Origin of the sequence: Listeria sp. SHR_NRA_18, from assembly GCF_003856515.1 — a bacterium.
In the GTDB taxonomy this organism is placed as follows: domain Bacteria; phylum Bacillota; class Bacilli; order Lactobacillales; family Listeriaceae; genus Listeria_A; species Listeria_A newyorkensis.
Genome location: NZ_QPKR01000012.1, coordinates 55,971 through 72,253 on the forward strand (window position 1 = coordinate 55,971; position 16,283 = coordinate 72,253).

At 42.7% G+C, this 16,283-nt stretch carries 14 protein-coding genes and 1 tRNA gene; 12 read left to right on the plus strand and 3 right to left on the minus strand.

Annotated elements, in window-relative coordinates:
• Positions 1–27 precede the first annotated feature (27 nt).
• From DUK53_RS14955 to DUK53_RS15000, 10 genes are all read left to right on the plus strand, one after another.
• Positions 28–375: a hypothetical protein gene (locus tag DUK53_RS14955; protein WP_124892998.1), complete on the plus strand. Its 348-nt coding sequence runs from the start codon at positions 28–30 to the stop codon at positions 373–375.
• Positions 372–632 carry a phage holin gene (locus DUK53_RS14960; RefSeq protein WP_124893000.1) on the plus strand — a complete coding sequence of 87 codons (261 nt, stop codon included), beginning with the start codon at positions 372–374 and terminating at the stop codon, positions 630–632. The genes DUK53_RS14955 and DUK53_RS14960 overlap by 4 nt, the downstream gene beginning before the upstream one ends.
• Positions 632–1,678, plus strand: a complete 1,047-nt coding sequence (locus tag DUK53_RS14965) for a GH25 family lysozyme (RefSeq protein WP_124893002.1) — start codon at positions 632–634, stop codon at positions 1,676–1,678. Before DUK53_RS14960 ends, DUK53_RS14965 begins: the two co-directional genes overlap by 1 nt.
• 22 nt (positions 1,679–1,700) lie before the next feature.
• Positions 1,701–2,060 carry a hypothetical protein gene (locus tag DUK53_RS14970; protein WP_124893004.1) on the plus strand — a complete coding sequence of 120 codons (360 nt, stop codon included), beginning with the start codon at positions 1,701–1,703 and terminating at the stop codon, positions 2,058–2,060.
• 236 nt (positions 2,061–2,296) lie between these two features.
• Positions 2,297–4,978: a sigma-54-dependent transcriptional regulator gene (locus DUK53_RS14975; RefSeq protein ID WP_036130276.1), complete on the plus strand. Its 2,682-nt coding sequence runs from the start codon at positions 2,297–2,299 to the stop codon at positions 4,976–4,978.
• A 166-nt stretch (positions 4,979–5,144) separates the two neighbouring features.
• The gene (locus tag DUK53_RS14980; protein WP_103035028.1) at positions 5,145–5,453 is read left to right on the plus strand and encodes a PTS sugar transporter subunit IIB; all 309 of its coding nucleotides are present in this window, start codon (positions 5,145–5,147) and stop codon (positions 5,451–5,453) included.
• A 76-nt stretch (positions 5,454–5,529) separates the two neighbouring features.
• Positions 5,530–6,810, plus strand: coding sequence for a PTS sugar transporter subunit IIC (locus DUK53_RS14985; protein WP_036130279.1), 1,281 nt, complete (start codon positions 5,530–5,532; stop codon positions 6,808–6,810).
• A 493-nt stretch (positions 6,811–7,303) separates the two neighbouring features.
• Positions 7,304–7,609, plus strand: a complete 306-nt coding sequence (locus DUK53_RS14990) for a PTS sugar transporter subunit IIA (protein ID WP_036067278.1) — start codon at positions 7,304–7,306, stop codon at positions 7,607–7,609.
• A gap of 71 nt (positions 7,610–7,680) precedes the next feature.
• Positions 7,681–8,766: a DUF871 domain-containing protein gene (locus DUK53_RS14995; RefSeq protein ID WP_036130281.1), complete on the plus strand. Its 1,086-nt coding sequence runs from the start codon at positions 7,681–7,683 to the stop codon at positions 8,764–8,766.
• Positions 8,767–8,882: 116 nt separating this feature from the next.
• Positions 8,883–11,573, plus strand: a complete 2,691-nt coding sequence (locus DUK53_RS15000; protein WP_036130284.1) for a YhgE/Pip domain-containing protein — start codon at positions 8,883–8,885, stop codon at positions 11,571–11,573.
• 234 nt (positions 11,574–11,807) lie between these two features.
• On the opposite strand, the gene DUK53_RS15005 is transcribed toward DUK53_RS15000, so the two are convergent.
• Positions 11,808–11,881 (minus strand) — tRNA-Arg (locus DUK53_RS15005).
• Positions 11,882–11,971: 90 nt separating this feature from the next.
• On the opposite strand from DUK53_RS15005, the gene DUK53_RS15010 reads away from it, so the two are divergent.
• Both DUK53_RS15010 and DUK53_RS15015 read left to right on the plus strand, forming a co-directional pair.
• Positions 11,972–13,030 (plus strand): hypothetical protein, encoded by a 1,059-nt coding sequence (locus DUK53_RS15010; RefSeq protein ID WP_036130286.1) that lies wholly within the window; start codon positions 11,972–11,974, stop codon positions 13,028–13,030.
• Between the two features lie 271 nt (positions 13,031–13,301).
• A complete protein-coding gene (locus tag DUK53_RS15015; protein WP_036130287.1) occupies positions 13,302–13,937 on the plus strand; it encodes a CPBP family intramembrane glutamic endopeptidase in 636 nt (211 codons plus the stop codon).
• Positions 13,938–13,992: 55 nt separating this feature from the next.
• On the opposite strand, the gene mreBH is transcribed toward DUK53_RS15015, so the two are convergent.
• Positions 13,993–15,000 (minus strand): rod-share determining protein MreBH, encoded by a 1,008-nt coding sequence (gene mreBH, locus DUK53_RS15020; protein ID WP_036130290.1) that lies wholly within the window; start codon positions 14,998–15,000, stop codon positions 13,993–13,995.
• A gap of 190 nt (positions 15,001–15,190) precedes the next feature.
• Positions 15,191–16,237 carry a rod shape-determining protein gene (mreB, locus tag DUK53_RS15025; RefSeq protein ID WP_036130293.1) on the minus strand — a complete coding sequence of 349 codons (1,047 nt, stop codon included), beginning with the start codon at positions 16,235–16,237 and terminating at the stop codon, positions 15,191–15,193.
• Positions 16,238–16,283 lie beyond the last annotated feature (46 nt).

Here is a 16,283-nt window from a genome sequence, read left to right on the forward strand (position 1 = left end):
TATTTTTTATGGGATGAGGTGATTAAAATGCGTATTTTAGGTTTAAGTATTACCGAGTTTGCGGCGCTATGTACGTTGATTGGGCTTGTTCTACGTTATGGGGTGATAAAACCTAACAGAGCGCAAAATAGGGCATTAAAAGAGTCACAGGAAGCGCAAAACGCGGCGCTGAAAGAATCGCAGAAAGCAAATTCAAGAGCGCTCGATCTAACTTTGAGAGCAACGATGGAGCCACTAAAGGTTTCTGTAGACAACTTAGCAAATGAGATGAAGGAAAGTCGTAAGGATCGTTCGGTATTGAATGGAAAAGTTGCCGATCACGAAACTAGAATTACGGTTCTGGAAAAAGCGGGGAAAGGGGGTGGAAATAGATGAAAAACATTAACTGGAAAGTTCGATTTAAAAATAAGGCTTGGGTAGTAGCAATGATTGCGGCTATCTTTTTTGTTGGGCAAGCTGTTCTATATGTATTTGGCATGACATGGGATTATAACGAGTTGTTGCAACGTGTGATTACCGTTGTAACTGGTGTGTTCGCCGTTTGGGGACTAATTATCGACCCCACAACGGCAGGAAGCGCGGACAGTGAGCAAGCAAAAAAATATGAAGAACCAAGAAAGGATGATAAATAATGGCTAAAATTTTAGATGTTTCACATCACCAAAATCCAAATAGTTTCGATTGGGACAAGTTAAAAAAAGAAATTGATGGTTTGATTATTCGGGTGCAGTACGGTAGCAACTTAGACGATTCGAAAGATGAAATCTTTATCGCTAAGGCCAAACAATACGGCATCCCGTTCGGACTTTATGCTTACGGTATGTTCGTTTCTGTAGCCGATGCCAAAGTAGAGGCGCAAAATTTTCTAAAACGTGGGGACTCGGCAGCGCGTTTTTGGGCGCTTGATGTGGAATCGGATACTATCGAAGCGTGTGGGACTAAAAATCTGGCGGCCGCATCACAAGCATTCATTGACACACTGAAAGCCGCTGGGAAGAAAACTGGGTTCTATTACGAACACCGCTATGTTGGATTGTACGGATTGGATAATGTAAAAGCTGATTTTAGATGGCTACCGCGCTACGGTAGTAACGACGGCACCAAACAAGCTAAATATAAACCAGTAATCCCGTGTGACCTTTGGCAGTATACAAGTGAAGGTACAGCAGGGGGCATTAAACCGCTCGACTTGTCAGACTTAAACGGTTCTAAGACACTTGATTGGTTTTTTGGTTCGGTTGCACCTACTAAGCCGATTACACCACCAAAACCGACAACACCCAAACCAACGACGCCCTCGAAACCGATTGCACCAAAACCAGTTGCAACAACAGCGTATTATGTTAATACGGCACATTTAAACATCCGTGAAAAAGCAAATGCGGCAAGTAAGTCATTAGGTGTAATGAACAAGAACGATCGTGTGCAAGTGATTTCTAGCGCAAACGGCTGGTCTAAGCTCAAATCAGGTGCGAAAGAGGTTTATGTTGCATCTAAGTATCTAAGTAAAAATAAAGCCGTGTCGGCGCCAGTGGTACAGTATTATACAATTCGCCCTGGTGATAATTTAAGTACGATTGCGAAGCGTTACGGTCAGACCGTCAAACAACTGCAGTCATGGAACAATATCAAGAATGCCAATAAAATTGTGTCTGGCCAGAAAATTCGCGTCAAATAATAAATGAATGGAGAATGTACAAATGACAAGCAAAAATGTAAGCAATATTTATGTAAATCCGATCAAAGATAATTTTACTACGAGCGAGGGCGGCGTAAAAATCGCATTTGAAAACAAAAATCCTTTTGATGTGGAATCGAAAGTAAAAGTTGAAAAGTTCAATTCTACAAAAAGTATTTGGGAAAGCGCTCGTGTGCTGCAGGGTTCAGAAGGTGGTTTGTCAGCGAACACTAAACAAATCGAACAATTGCTAACGATCCCATTCTTTAAAAAAGGAGTTGGGAAATATCGTATTTATTATGAGTTCTATAAAGCGGGAACAGTTATACCTTATTTCACTAAACTCGGCACGTTGACAACGACACCATTTAATATCAAGTAGTAAATGAAAAGGCTCACCAGCTAATAATGTTGGTGAGCCTTTTTCTATTTATATGATCCATCTTTTGCCCCTAGTCCGCCCCTAATAGTTTTCTAACGTAGTCAAATGTAGTCCTATGTTAAAAATAACAAAAGACTTAAAACGCTACTGTACCAACAATTGCACTTTTATAGTGACCGCGTAGGCAACTAGATGTTATAATAGAAGAATAGAGCTTTTAGTAAGGAGTCGGGGACATGCTTAGTAGAAGAGATGAAGTATTTAAGCTGCTGAATAGTGTAAACGGTAAATTGACGGCGAATGATGTTGCTGAGAAATTACAAATGGACCGCGCGAATGCAAGCCGTTACTTGAATGAATTGTTTAAAGACGAGCAGATCGAGAAACTTCCGGGAAAGCCGGTTCTTTACCGAGCCTTCACGAAAGAGGAAGCCAAACCGGGGATTGGCAGTACGCAGACGGCTTTTGATCGGCTGATTGGTTCTGCGCAAAGTTTGAAAGTGAGTATTCAACAAGCGAAAGCGGCGATTCTTTATCCGCCAAATGGTTTACATACATTAATTCTTGGGAAAACAGGTACAGGGAAGTCCTTATTTGCGGAGTGCATGTACAAGTTCGCTCGCGAGGCTGATATGGTTAGCAAAAACGCGCCATTTGTTTCGTTTAATTGTGCGGACTATGCGCAAAATCCACAGTTGCTTTTTGGTCATATTTTTGGTGTGATGAAAGGGGCATACACTGGGGCAGAACAGACGCGCGAGGGCTTACTTGCAAAAGCGGATGGCGGCATTCTTTTCTTAGATGAGATTCATCGGTTGCCTCCGGAAGGTCAGGAAATGTTGTTCACGTTCATTGATAAAGGCGAATATAGGCCACTTGGTGAAAGCCAGGCTGTGCATACGGCGGAAGTGCAGATTATTGGTGCAACGACGGAATCGCCAGACAATTTCTTGCTGGAAACTTTTACAAGGCGGATTCCGATGACGATTACGTTGCCACCACTCGCAGAACGGCAGTTGGAAGAGCGCTATCAGTTGATCGAGTTTTTCTTGTCACAAGAAGCAACGCGTTTGCACCAGACGATTCGGGTTCACCGCCAAGCTTTGATGGCCTTTTTGTTATATCACGCGAGCGCCAATGTTGGTCAGCTACAACGTGATTTGAAATTGGCTTGTGCGAAGGCATTTTTGCATTACAAAACAAAAGCAACGAACTATATTTTAATTGAGCAGGACGATTTGCCGATTTATGTTCAAAAAGGTTTGCTTCATTTGAAAGACGAGCCGGAGAAAATGAACCGGTTAATCGATGTGAACAAAACGATTTTTAAATTTTACGATACGAGTGAAGCGAGCGATATAGCGATTGAAGATGTGGATGACGTGTATCAAGCGATTCAGACGAAGGCCGACCAGTTAATGAAAGAGGGGAAGGACCAGTCGGAGCTTGAGGAAGCGCTCTACATGGATGTCGATCAGTATTTTCATGAATATATGGGCCAACTCCCGACGCAGCAATCGGCGAAGGAGATCATTAGTCCGGAAATCTGGCAGCTCACCGATCAAGTCTACGCCTTGGCAGAACAACGCTTGGAACGTAAATATAATGAAAAAATGCGTTTTGCGTTTGCGCTCCATTTACAAAGCACGATCGAGCGGATTCGCGAACAGAAGCACATTGTCCACCCGGATTTGAATAATGTCCGCAAAAAGTACTCGAAAGAATTCCAAGCGGCGATCGATATTTCGGGATTATTAGAACAAGCGCTAAGCATCGAAATTCCTTTTGACGAAATCGGTTTTTTGACGATGTTTTTAACCGAGGAAGTCGTGGAATCGATTTTCACACAGGAAGCGTTGGTCGAAGTCATTGTCATGATGCATGGCCGCTCCACGGCAACAAGTATGGTGGAAACGGTTCAAGAACTCCTCAACATTGAGTCTGGTACAGCGATGGACATGCAGTTATCGGTAGAAGTAAAAGCGATGTACGAGAAAGTAAAAGCCAAGGTCCAGCAGCTAAATCCGACAAAAGGTGTGCTGATTTTATCAGATATGGGCTCGCTTACATCATTTGGTAACATGTTGACCGAAGAACTCGGCATTCGCACAAAAACAGTCAGCATGGCAAGTACGCCGGTTGTACTGGAAGCGATCCGCAAAGCCTCATTGGGACGCGGATTGGAAGACATCTATCAAAGCTGCCAGCAACTCTTTGAAAATAAATACAAGGCACAAATTTTACGAACCAAACCAACGAAAAACGCGGTCATCTTCACGTGTTTTACGGGAGAAGGCGTAGCAGAACAGCTGCGATCCCGCGTGGCGCCAGTTATTGACGAATCAAAAGTGGAAATCATCGTCTTGCAATTTTTGCACAAAGAAGCTTTCCGCGAACGCATCGATCAATTAATGGAAGAATACAATATTTTAGCGATCATGGGCTCTGTCGAATTCCAATACCGCGAAATTCCGTTTTTCAGCGCATTAGAGGTATTTTCCGAAGGCGGCTTGGACATCGTGAAGCGGATTATCAACGACGAAGTACCGTACGATCAGCTGATTTCATCCCTAGAAGGCAACTTAAAAGAAGTCGAATCACCAGAACAACTCGTCTACTTCCTGCGCAAAATCATTTCGGAATTACAAGTCCAGATGAACCTAGTGCTGGAACCAGGCGTAGACATCGGCATCATTTTGCATCTCGCATTCCTAGTGGAACGAATGAAACTCGGCGGCGTTGATCGCGAATTCCCGAACATCGATGCCTTCACGAAGCAACACATGATCGAAATGCAAATCACACAACAAATGATGGAAAACGTCAATTTGGAGTATAACATCATCGTGCCACAATCAGAAATCGCGTACCTAACGCAAATGATGACAGCGAACAAAGTAATAACAAGTGAAAATTAACCCAACGAGACAAGTGTGTACATAATTTACACACTTGTTTTTTGTTCATGTGTAAGCAAAGATTCGGCGTTCTCATGCGTTTTTCTCGAATTTTAAAAGTTGGCACGGAACTTGCAATTATAAGAGTGAGGGTTAAGAAATAGCGTTTTAGGGAGGATGAATCGAAGTGAAAACAATCATGTTAGTTTGTTCCGCGGGTATGTCAACCAGTTTGCTAGTCACAAAGATGGAGAAGGCGGCAGAGGACAAAAACCTCGAAGCCAAAATTTTTGCAGTATCAGAAGCCGAGGCGCCAGATAATATTGGCAAAATCGACGTCTTACTATTAGGGCCACAAGTCAGGTTCTTAGAAAGCAAATTCAAGAAAAAACTAGAACCATTCGGGAAGCCCGTCGCAGTCATCAACAGTATTGATTACGGTATGATGAATGGCGAAAAAGTTTTAGATCAAGCACTATCTTTACTTGGGGAATAAGCGGTACCTTGTGACTGCTTAAATATAGGAGGAGGCAAACGTCTCGTCCAAAATAAAATTATTGGGGGAAATACAAATGAATGGTTTTATCGCATTTATGGAAAAGTACTTTATTCCTTATGCAGCCAAAGTCGGTGGGCAGCGTCATCTAGTTGCTATCCGTGATGGTTTCATTTCAACAATGCCATTAATGATCTTGGGGTCATTAGGGACATTAATCAACAACTTGCCAATCCAGGCTTACCAAGACTTCATGAATAACTTATTTGGGGAAGCGCTTTGGAAATCTTTTGGGGGAAATATTTGGAACGGTACATTCGCGATTCTAGCACTTTTAACTGCGTTTACTGTAGCTTATAACCTAGCGAAATCATATGATAAAGATGCTTTATCAAGTGGTGTTGTATCTGTTTCTTCTTTCTTTGCCATTGGTGGTTTAACAGGACTTAGCTCGTCAGGCCTATTTTTAGCCCTTATCGTAGCTCTACTTTCAACCGAATTATTCACACGTTTAAGTGGAAATCCAAAACTTATTATCAAAATGCCAGACGGTGTTCCGCCGGCAGTATCTAGATCATTCGCAGCACTTTTCCCAGCGATGATCACAGTAAGTATTTTTGCAATGTTTACAACGATCCTTTTCGGATTAGGCGTAAAAGATATCGTTGGCGAATTCTACAAACTAATTCAAGAACCGTTCATGGGCCTTGCGAATACATTACCAGCAGCATTACTACTTGCATTTATTTCTTCATTCCTATGGTTCTTCGGACTTCACGGTGCGAACATTATCGAGCCATTCATGCAAACAATTAACGTGGACGCGATCGCTAAAAACGTTATCGCAATCAACCACGGTTTAGACGCTCCTTACATCGTTAACAAACCTTTCTTTGACTCTTTCGTCAACTTAGGTGGTACTGGTGCAACGATTGCCATCATTATTTCGGTATTCCTATTTGGTCGCCGCAATAAGCAATACGTTACTGTATCAGGACTAGCTTCAGCTCCTGGACTATTCAACATCAACGAACCATTAATGTTTGGTCTACCGATTGTGTTAAATCCAATCCTATTCGTACCTTACATCTTGGCTCCACTAGTGCTTGTTACAATCGCTTACTTTGCGACATCACTAGGCATGGTACCAGCAGCAACAATCGTAACACCTTGGACTACACCGCCGATCATTGGTGGGGTACTCGCTACACAAAGTTGGACAGGTGGGGTTCTAGCCGCGGTCAATATCGCCGTAGCCGTACTCATCTACGCACCATTCATTAAAGTAGCAGAAATTCAAGAAATCCGCCGTGAAAAAGCAGCAGCAGCCGGCGAACCGACAGAAGATAACTTTTAAAACGAAGAGCTGACCACACCCGTTAGCTCCGACAGAAATTGTTAGAGGGCGCAGAAAAAGCCATCCTTTGGCTTTTGCGGAGGCCACGAAATTTCCGAGGAGCTGGTGTGGGGAAGCCGGACAAGACGAAGAGCTGACCACACCCGTTAGCTCCGACAGAAATTGTTAGAGGGCGCAGAAAAAGTCTTCTTTTGACTTTTGCGGAGGCCACGAAATTTCCGAGGAGCTGGTGTGGGGAAGCCAGACAAGACGAAGAGCTGACCACACCCGTTAGCTCCGACAGAAATTGTTAGAGGGCGCAGAAAAAGCCATCCTTTGGCTTTTGCGGAGGCCACGAAATTTCCGAGGAGCTGGTGTGAGGAAGCCGGACAAAACGAAGTGCGGAACAAGATGGATGACATGTTCACTTTGTTCACATGTATATTGAGGCTCTAAGTAAGCAAAGTACGCTTTCTAAGAGCCACAACAAATTTACTCAAGGATGTGGAACTTAATGGAAGAATTAGAACTGACAATTATGAATCTAATCATGTTTGGTGGTAACGCAAAAAGCGATGCCATGCTAGCAATCGATGCAGCTAAAAAAGGTGACTTTGCTTTAGCGGACGAACAAATCCAAAAAGCAGAACAATCATTACTTGAAGCACATCATTCCCAAACAAAACTAATTCAAGGCGAAGCTCGCGGCGAGAAAACAGAAGTATCTTTACTTCTAGTTCACGCGCAAGATCACTTGATGAACGCTATTACTTTCAAAGATTTAGCGATCGAAATTGTAGAGTTGTATCGCGTTAAGTAATTATAAAAATGGGGATGAGGAGTTTTCCTCATCCCCATTTTAAATATTTGTAGAGAGGAAGTTTACTTATTATGAGAAAATTAGGTATTTCAGTATTCCCGCAACATGCCCCACTGGAGGACTCATTAAATTACATCGAGACTGCCGCAAAATATGGCTTTAGCCGTATTTTCACGTGTTTAATTTCGGCAAATGACGAAGCAGAGTTTGCGAAATTAGAAACGATTTGCCAAACAGCAAATAAGCTCGGCTATGAAGTGATTGCTGACGTTGATCCTGGCGTTTTTGCCTCATTAAACCTGACATATCAGGACTTAGGGCGTTTTAAAGAATTAGGATTATCCGGTCTGCGTTTAGATTTAGGTTTTTCTGGTGCGGAAGAAGCGGCGATGTCTTTTGATGATAATGATTTGCAAATCGAACTAAATATCTCGAACGGAACGAAATATGTCGATAATATCTTGTCATACCAAGCAAATACAGCGAATATTATCGGTTGTCATAACTTCTATCCACGTCGTTATACAGCGCTTTCTCGCGAGCATTTCCTTCGTACAAGCGCCCAATTCAAAAAATACAACTTGCGTACAGCGGCTTTCGTATCTTCCAACACAGGTAAATTTGGACCGTGGTTTGTGGTAGATGGCGGACTTCCAACATTGGAAGAACACCGTGGCATGCCGATTACCGTTCAAGCGAAAGATCTATGGAACACCGGCTTGATCGATGACGTGATTATTGGCAACATGTACGCGTCAGAAGATGAGTTGAAAGCACTCGGCGAATTAAACCGTAACGAGCTAGAACTTGCGGTCACATTCCTTGACGGCGCCACAGCTGTTGAAAAAGAAATCGTAACAACGCAAAAGCATTTCAATCGCGGCGATGCTTCAGAATACGTGTTGCGCTCAACCATGACGCGTGTTAACTTCAAACAACACGATTTCCCAGCACATGATACAGATACCATCGAACTTGGCGACGTAACCATCGATAACAACGGCTACGAGCGCTATAAAGGCGAAATGCAAGTAGCTCTTCGCGAAATGGAAAACTCCGGTAACACAAACATCGTTGGCCGAGTAATTCCAGAAGAACGCTATCTCTTAAAAACAATCCAACCTTGGCAACATTTCCGTTTAAAAGAACATAAATAAGCGAAAGAAATACAAGCTAAGTACTGTAAAAAGTGCTCTGGCTTGTATTTTTTATTGCAGTCATCCAGTTCGCCCTGTATAATCGGACGTGAGGAAATATAAGGGGGATGTGAAGAATGAAGAAAATCTGGGGTATTTTTATACTCGATTGGCGTCGGCTTTTTAAAGCACCGATTGCTCTGACGCTAGTGCTTGCGCTCGTCATTTTGCCATCTCTATACGCGTGGTTTAATATCGAAGCGCTTTGGGATCCATATTCTAACACATCAGGAATCAAAGTTGCCGTTGTTATCGAAGACGAGGGCGCAGAAATTACCGTTCCAGGGAAAAGCCCGCAAAAAATTAATGTTGGCACACAACTGAAAGAACAGCTGAAGAAAAATGACTCGCTAGGTTGGACATTCACGACGGAAGATAAAGCCAAAGAAGGCGTGAAAAAAGGCGACTACTACGCGGCTATTTTTATTCCGGCTAATTTTTCGAAGGATATCGTTTCGGTTGTCGGCGGGGATCCAACGAAGCCAACGATTCAATACGCAGTGAATGAGAAAATAAACGCGATTGCCCCGAAAATAACAGATAAAGGCGCGTCGACCATTGTGGACCAAATCAGTTCAGAATTCATCGATAAAGTCAGCAGTTCTGTTCTCTCAGAGCTTAACCAAGCAGGAATCGATCTGGAAAATGAGCTACCGACTTTGCGCCATATCAAGGATAAAGTTTTCCAAGTGAAGCAGAGTATGCCGCAGATTATCGAGATGGGCAAGCAGGCTGTTATTTTAGAAGGAAAGCTACCCGATTTAAAAAGAAAAGCGAACCAAGTGGCGGAGCTAAATCAGAGTATGCCACAAATCAACGCAGCCGCACAAGACCTATTACGCATTGAATCGCAGTTACCGCAGCTCGACAAACTGGGCGAAGACATCCTCGTATTACAGCAGAAAATACCAGAAATCAAGCAAATCGCGACGGACGTAAAAGCGGTCAACGCTAATTTTGGAACGATTCAAAAAACGGTCAACGATGCGCTATCCGAGTCCACCAAAGCGCTCGGAATCATTTCAGACGCAGAAAAAGCCTTGCCGACTATCAAAAAAATTGCCGATGATGGCTCCAAATACGCCGATAAAGTCACGGATTTCACGAAACAAGTAGACCAATCCTTCCAAACGGTGGCTCCAGCGATCAAACAAAATCTGATTTTGCTACAACAAGTCACAAATAACGTCTACGAACTAACCGAGGCGCTCAAAAACGGCAGCATTGACCCAGCCAAAGTCATCACAGTCATCGATCAAATCGACACACAATTAACGAGCGCCAGCACGATGCTCACCAAACAAATCGAGCTGCTGACCTCCTTGAATGAAACATTGCCAAACAAACCGTTAACAGGCTTCATCAGCGACCTAAAAGCCATGCAACAAGACTTGGCGACGCAACAGCAAACACTGGCTGAAGTCAAAAAAATCATCGAAGCAGGCGAAGAACCTAGCCAAGCTTTACTCGATCAACTAAACGCAGAGGCAAAAAAAGTGAGCGATGACTTAGCGGCGATTATCGGCGCGTATGACTCCAAGATTGTACCAACAATCAACGCAGCACTAAAAGAAATCAGCGCAGACCTCGCCAAAAGTAGTGCATTACTAGACGGTGCCAAAAATAAACTACCAGACATTGCAGCGATTCTGAAAAACGCCAATCAGACACTTGTAACGAGTCAGACTTACTTGAAAGAATTCCAGAAACGATTACCAGAATTGCAACAAACACTAAGCGATGCGACGGCGTTCATCGATACGAAACTCGACACAGTAATCAGCGGTATCAACACAGCCGCAGCCTTTTACAAGTCAGACTACCCAGGCGTAAAAGCTAAAATCCACAAGGCCGGCGACTTCGTGCGCAATGATTTACCGACACTAGAATCCGAAATAAATAACGCCGCAAAACTAATTGAGGAAAAGTTCCCCGAATTTGAAAAAGCCGTCAAAGTTGCGGCTGATCTATCCAGAACAGAACTACCACAATTCGAGCAAGCCATCAATAAAGCGGCATCACGCATCAACGAATTTGACCAAAATTATGATATGCAACAAATCATCGCGTTTCTCAGAAATGACGTCGAAAAAGATAGTGATTTCATCGCGCACCCAATCCAACTGAAAGAGACAAAGTACTATCCGATCCCAAACTACGGATCAGCTAGCTCGCCATTTTATACAGCGCTTTGTTTATGGGTCGGCGCCTTGCTTCTCATCTCACTATTGCGCGTGGACGTCGAAGTACCACGAGGCATATTTAATCACTATCACGTCTATTTTGGCCGATTACTCACGTTCCTATCAATCGGTCTCGCGCAAGCCCTCATCGTCACGCTCGGCAACATTTTCCTTCTCGGCGTATCCATCGCAAGCCCAGTCTATCACGTCCTATTCAGCATGTTTATCAGCGTCGTCTTCATGATTATCGTTTACACACTCGTCTCGCTGTTCAACAACGTCGGTAAAGGAATCGCAATCATCCTGCTCGTCCTACAAATATCAGGAGCAGGCGGAAACTTCCCAATTCAAGTATCACCACCATTTTTCCAAGCCATCTATCCATTCCTACCGTTCACATACGCGGTCGGACTAATACGAGAAAGCGTCGGCGGCATCTACTGGCCAAACGCCATACACGACATCATCCTACTCGCAATATTTGGCGTCCTATTCATCCTGTTGGGCATCCTACTCAAAAAACCACTAGACAAAATCGTCCCAAGCCTCTCAGCAAAAGCTAAAAAAAGTAAATTAATTCACTAAAAAAAAGGGTCTGGCATTAGAACCAGATCCTTTTTAGCATCAAAATCATTGTTGGTAACACAGAAGAAATTATTTTGTAACATTACAGTAAAAAAAGAAGATTAACGCTTTATTTTTGAAATAAAAAACGCTATAATGAAATAGTACATAAAAGTTGAATCTTTTGGTGCATATAGTAAAATAGTTAACATAAATGTATGTGGAATGAAAATTTTTGTATTTCAACTAAAAAAATGTCCTGAGAGGGAATCGAACCCACGACCTACAGCTTAGGAGGCTGTCGCTCTATCCTACTGAGCTATCAGGACATGCTTGCATTTACGAACTTTATCATTTTAACATAAAACAGAGGCGGGGAGCAATCTGTTTGCAAAAATCAAGAGAGAGGAAGGAACAGATTGAAGAAATTTATACCAGTATTGATAGGAGTACTACTTCTAGTCGGATTAGCAGCATGTGGTAAGGAAGGCATAGACAAGGTTCTGAGCGACAATTCACTGACCGTTATCCAGAATGTGAAAACAGATTTAAAAGACTACCAGCTAGCGTATGTGAAGGATGACAACGATACAACAGGTGTGCTCGAGTACTACAAAGATACGAATGGAAAAGATATTTCGAATATACAACTGGACTCCGCGCTTAAAACAAAAGATTCGAAGGTGAAAATAAACCTCATGAATGGCTTGGACGGCTTAATCGCAATGGTCGAAATCCATGATGCCAGTCTCGCGAAAGAGGCGACGGAACTCGTTTTGCTCGATAGTAATGAAGAAGTAGACGAAGCAATCGGTGTTTCACTAGCCAATAAAAGCGCAGTGGGAGGCGGGAAAACAGTGGCGATTGTCGCGATTCCCTCACTAGATCCAAAAACAGCGAGCGAACTAAAGCGCATCGAATTACGCAACAATTCGAATGCCAGCGTCTATGAGAACGAACTCAATCCAAGTAAAATAAAATCCCCAGCCCCATCAGAACGCGCGAAGAAAAATGCCTTTTTCCCAGCAGTTAATAAATATATTGCTGACAAAGAATGGAAGGTAGTAAGTAGCGCGACACAAAAGAAACAAATCTACACAGCGATTTTACGCGATAAAGAAGGGGTGTATCATTTAGCAGAATTCACGTATCCAGACAGTAAACTAGTCGTGAAGGAAACTGCCAAAAATGATAATCCGCAATCCGATAATGACGTCTCATTATTGCAATTACAAGGTGACAAAAACCAGTATATCGGAGTCGTGGCTGAGTTGGAAACAATTCTGGACAAAGGCACGACAGTCATTTTGAAATCAACGGACGGTAAAGAGTATAAGCAACCACTACACACAGGTTACAATGACAGAAACGCCTTGATTCAACTCACAAAGAAAACAGAGATGACACTCGACACGATTTCCTCTGTTTCGATTCAGGATGATAGCGGTAACGAATTATACACGATGGAATTAAATTAAATGAAATGGTTGGCATGAGGTCAGATACAATACCTTGTGCCAATCCTTTTTACGTTTCATCGAGTTACAAAAGTGTAAGCTTAAATGGCTATAATGTAATATAATAAACATGTGAATTTCCAAACAATCATATATAATTAGCAACGTAATCTTTCCTATGCATTCAGATTTACATCATGAAAAGAGGGTAATAAAAAAGGAAAAAACTTTACAGAAGGATTTGGCATCTACGAGTGTGCGACATCTCAATTTATCGAAAAGGAGTAAGTAGATGAATCATTCAGTGGAAGGCCAAAAACAAGGATATCTCGTGTTATTAAGCGCGATAGTAGTAGGTGTAGCATATCAATTCTTGCCTTTTATATTCCCTCAAACATCCTATTTAGAAGTTATCGGCGCATTTTTCAATCTAACTTTCATGTTTATCCTGCTATACATCATACTGAAAGAAGAATTTCTAGATTGGTTTAAACATTTTAGCATTAAATGGATACTGATTGGAATCCCGTTTTTATTCATCGTCGGAACGTTAGCTGGAAGTCTTTGGTCCGCAGTCGCTGGCGGGATGACATCGAATGATATTAACAGCGTTCTATCATGGGAATATGTGATGAGGAACGTCCCATTCATGTTGCTTGGCGAAGAGCTACTGTCTATCGGAATTCTTTACGCAGCATGGAAAAAGTTGAACTGGAAATTTTGGCAAGCGACGATGCTCTGCTCGATTTTGTTCGCATTATGGCATTTGCCAGCCTATGACTATAATGCGCTACAATGTTTAGTCACGATTATTCCGAGCAGACTTGTTTTAAATTATCTATTCAAAAAAACCAATTCTATCTGGGTCACATGGATTGTTCATATTGCTTTTGATGTGATTACATTTCTACCAATACTATTAAAATAGACAAAAACCAGGAAAATGAGCCGAAATTCGACTCGTTTTCCTGGTTTTTCAAGTTTTAATTAATTTTTTTAGATACTTTATCAATGTACTCAAGTGACATACCAGTTCCAATAGCTACGGACTCTAAAGGACTCGTTGCCATATGTACGGGAACATCGATTTGATTGACAAGCCATTCTTGGAAGCCGTGTAGCTGCGAACCACCGCCAGTTAAAACGATGCCACGATCGACGATATCACCGCTTAGTTCAGCTGGACATTGTTCTAGCGTCACGCGAATTGCTTCGAGAATTCGGCCTAGCGTTTCTTCCAATGCTTTTTGAATCTCGGTAGATGTAATGGTCAGCGTCATCGGCAAGCCGGTTAACAGGTCGCGACCGCGTACGTCCATCGTGATTTCTGTATGGGGAATTGGCGCATAACCAAGCTCCATTTTGATGCGTTCGGCTGTTGCTTCTCCGACTAGGAGGTTATAATTTTTGCGGATATGTTGGATAATCTCGTCGTCCATGTGGTCGCCGCCAGTTCGGACAGACGTACTTGTTACGATGCCGCCGTAAGAGATGATGGCGATTTCACTCGTTCCACCGCCGATATCGACAATGACATTCGCAATCGGTTCATCCACCGGTAAATCAGCTCCAATTGCCGCTGCGACCGGTTCCTCAATAAGCGTTACTTCTTTTGCCCCCATCGATTTTACCGCGTCAATAATCGCACGGCGTTCCACAGAAGTTGCTCCAGTTGGTGCACAAACAACGACGTTTGGCTTTTTTACCGAATTTCCAACAACTCCTGTGACCCGACGCATAATTTCGCGTAAGAGACCTGATGTGACGTCATAATCAGCAATCACGCCATCTTTTAATGGGCGAACTGCAATAATATTAGTAGGCGTTTTTCCAATCATTTCTTTTGCTTCTTGGCCAATCGCAAGCACGGACTTGGTGTCTACATCCATGGCAACTACAGAAGGCTCGTTCAAAATTATTCCTTTAGATTTGCTATACACCAAGATGTTTGCGGTACCAAGGTCGATACCAATCGTTGTATTACCAAACATTTTTTTACCCTCCATATTTCCTTTTTCATGCTTTTATCGGCACAGTCTCTAGTATAAAGCAGTTTTGCGATTGTTGGGGCTTATAAAGATAATGATATAAAAAGGTAATATAGGAATCGCGTGGGAATAGGCTTTCGCTAGGAAAACGTAAACCGCATGTAAAGAACTTAACACAAATCCAGTATTTAACTCAAGAGAAAAATGGGAGATTTAGGCGTGGCGTCGTTAATTCCAAATCACCAGATACGGTATGTTGACTATAAAGATGAATCCGGCCCGTTCCGATTGCAACCGATTCCAATGGACTTGGATCGAGTATGACTGGAAAATCGACTTGATTTGTTAGCCATTCTTTAAAGCCATTTAGCTGGGAACCACCACCAGTTAAAATAATACCTTGATCCATAATATCACCGCTCAGTTCAGCAGGGGATTGCTCTACCATTACGTGAATCATTTTTATAATTTTTGCTAAAAATTCTGTAATCAGTGGTTGGATGTCAGCAGAGGATATTTTGGTGGTTGCTGGGAGTCCTGTTAGCAAGCTGCGACCGCGGACGTCCATCGCTTTTAGGATATGAGGACCAGGCGCGTAGCCAAGTTTCTTTTTTATTTTTTCGGCGGTTAGGTCACCGATGAGTAGATGGTGTTCTTTACGGAAATATTGGATGATTTCGGCATCGAGTGAATTACCGGCAGAGCGGACAGACATATTAGCCAGCACGCCGCGGTAGGAAACAATCGATACTTCTGTTGTGCCAGCGCCAATATTGACAATCATATTGGAAACAGGCTCATCGATGGGAAGGCCAGCACCAATCGCTGCGGCAACGGGGGCCTCGACAATGGTAACTACTTTGATTCCAGTCGCGAGTACAGCGTCACGAATAATATTTCGCTCGACAAGCGTTGCACCAGCTGGGACATTGACACTGGCGGCAGTTTTACGAATTGGGATGTGATGGATGCGAGCAACACGATCCAGCACGGCTTGCAATAATTTCACTGCATTATCAAAATCAGCAATAACACCGTCTTTTAGTGGTTTAATAGCTGTTAAAGTGGTAGGCGTTTTTCCGTACATTTGCTTTGCCAAATTCCCGATAGCATAGACTTCTTTTGTCTCGGCATCTAAAACGACGACAGCAGGTTCGCGAAACATAATTCCTCGCAGTTCATTGTAAACAACAATATTCGCTGTCCCTAAATCGATTCCAATTGAAGAATGACTAAACATAAGCACACACCTTACTTTCCTTTGAAATTTTTTAAAACAGATTGAC

Excerpts from the sequence above, each read along its gene's own strand:
- DUK53_RS14965 (WP_124893002.1), top strand. The coding sequence starts at position 632 with ATGGCTAAAATTTTAGATGTTTCACATCACCAAAATCCAAATAGTTTC.
- DUK53_RS14960 (WP_124893000.1), top strand. The coding sequence starts at position 372 with ATGAAAAACATTAACTGGAAAGTTCGATTTAAAAATAAGGCTTGGGTA.
- DUK53_RS15000 (WP_036130284.1), top strand. The coding sequence starts at position 8,883 with ATGAAGAAAATCTGGGGTATTTTTATACTCGATTGGCGTCGGCTTTTT.
- DUK53_RS14990 (WP_036067278.1), top strand. The coding sequence starts at position 7,304 with ATGGAAGAATTAGAACTGACAATTATGAATCTAATCATGTTTGGTGGT.
- DUK53_RS14985 (WP_036130279.1), top strand. The coding sequence starts at position 5,530 with ATGAATGGTTTTATCGCATTTATGGAAAAGTACTTTATTCCTTATGCA.
- mreBH (WP_036130290.1), bottom strand. The coding sequence starts at position 15,000 with ATGTTTGGTAATACAACGATTGGTATCGACCTTGGTACCGCAAACATC.
- DUK53_RS14955 (WP_124892998.1), top strand. The coding sequence starts at position 28 with ATGCGTATTTTAGGTTTAAGTATTACCGAGTTTGCGGCGCTATGTACG.
- DUK53_RS15015 (WP_036130287.1), top strand. The coding sequence starts at position 13,302 with ATGAATCATTCAGTGGAAGGCCAAAAACAAGGATATCTCGTGTTATTA.
- DUK53_RS14970 (WP_124893004.1), top strand. The coding sequence starts at position 1,701 with ATGACAAGCAAAAATGTAAGCAATATTTATGTAAATCCGATCAAAGAT.
- DUK53_RS14975 (WP_036130276.1), top strand. The coding sequence starts at position 2,297 with ATGCTTAGTAGAAGAGATGAAGTATTTAAGCTGCTGAATAGTGTAAAC.
- mreB (WP_036130293.1), bottom strand. The coding sequence starts at position 16,237 with ATGTTTAGTCATTCTTCAATTGGAATCGATTTAGGGACAGCGAATATT.
- DUK53_RS14995 (WP_036130281.1), top strand. The coding sequence starts at position 7,681 with ATGAGAAAATTAGGTATTTCAGTATTCCCGCAACATGCCCCACTGGAG.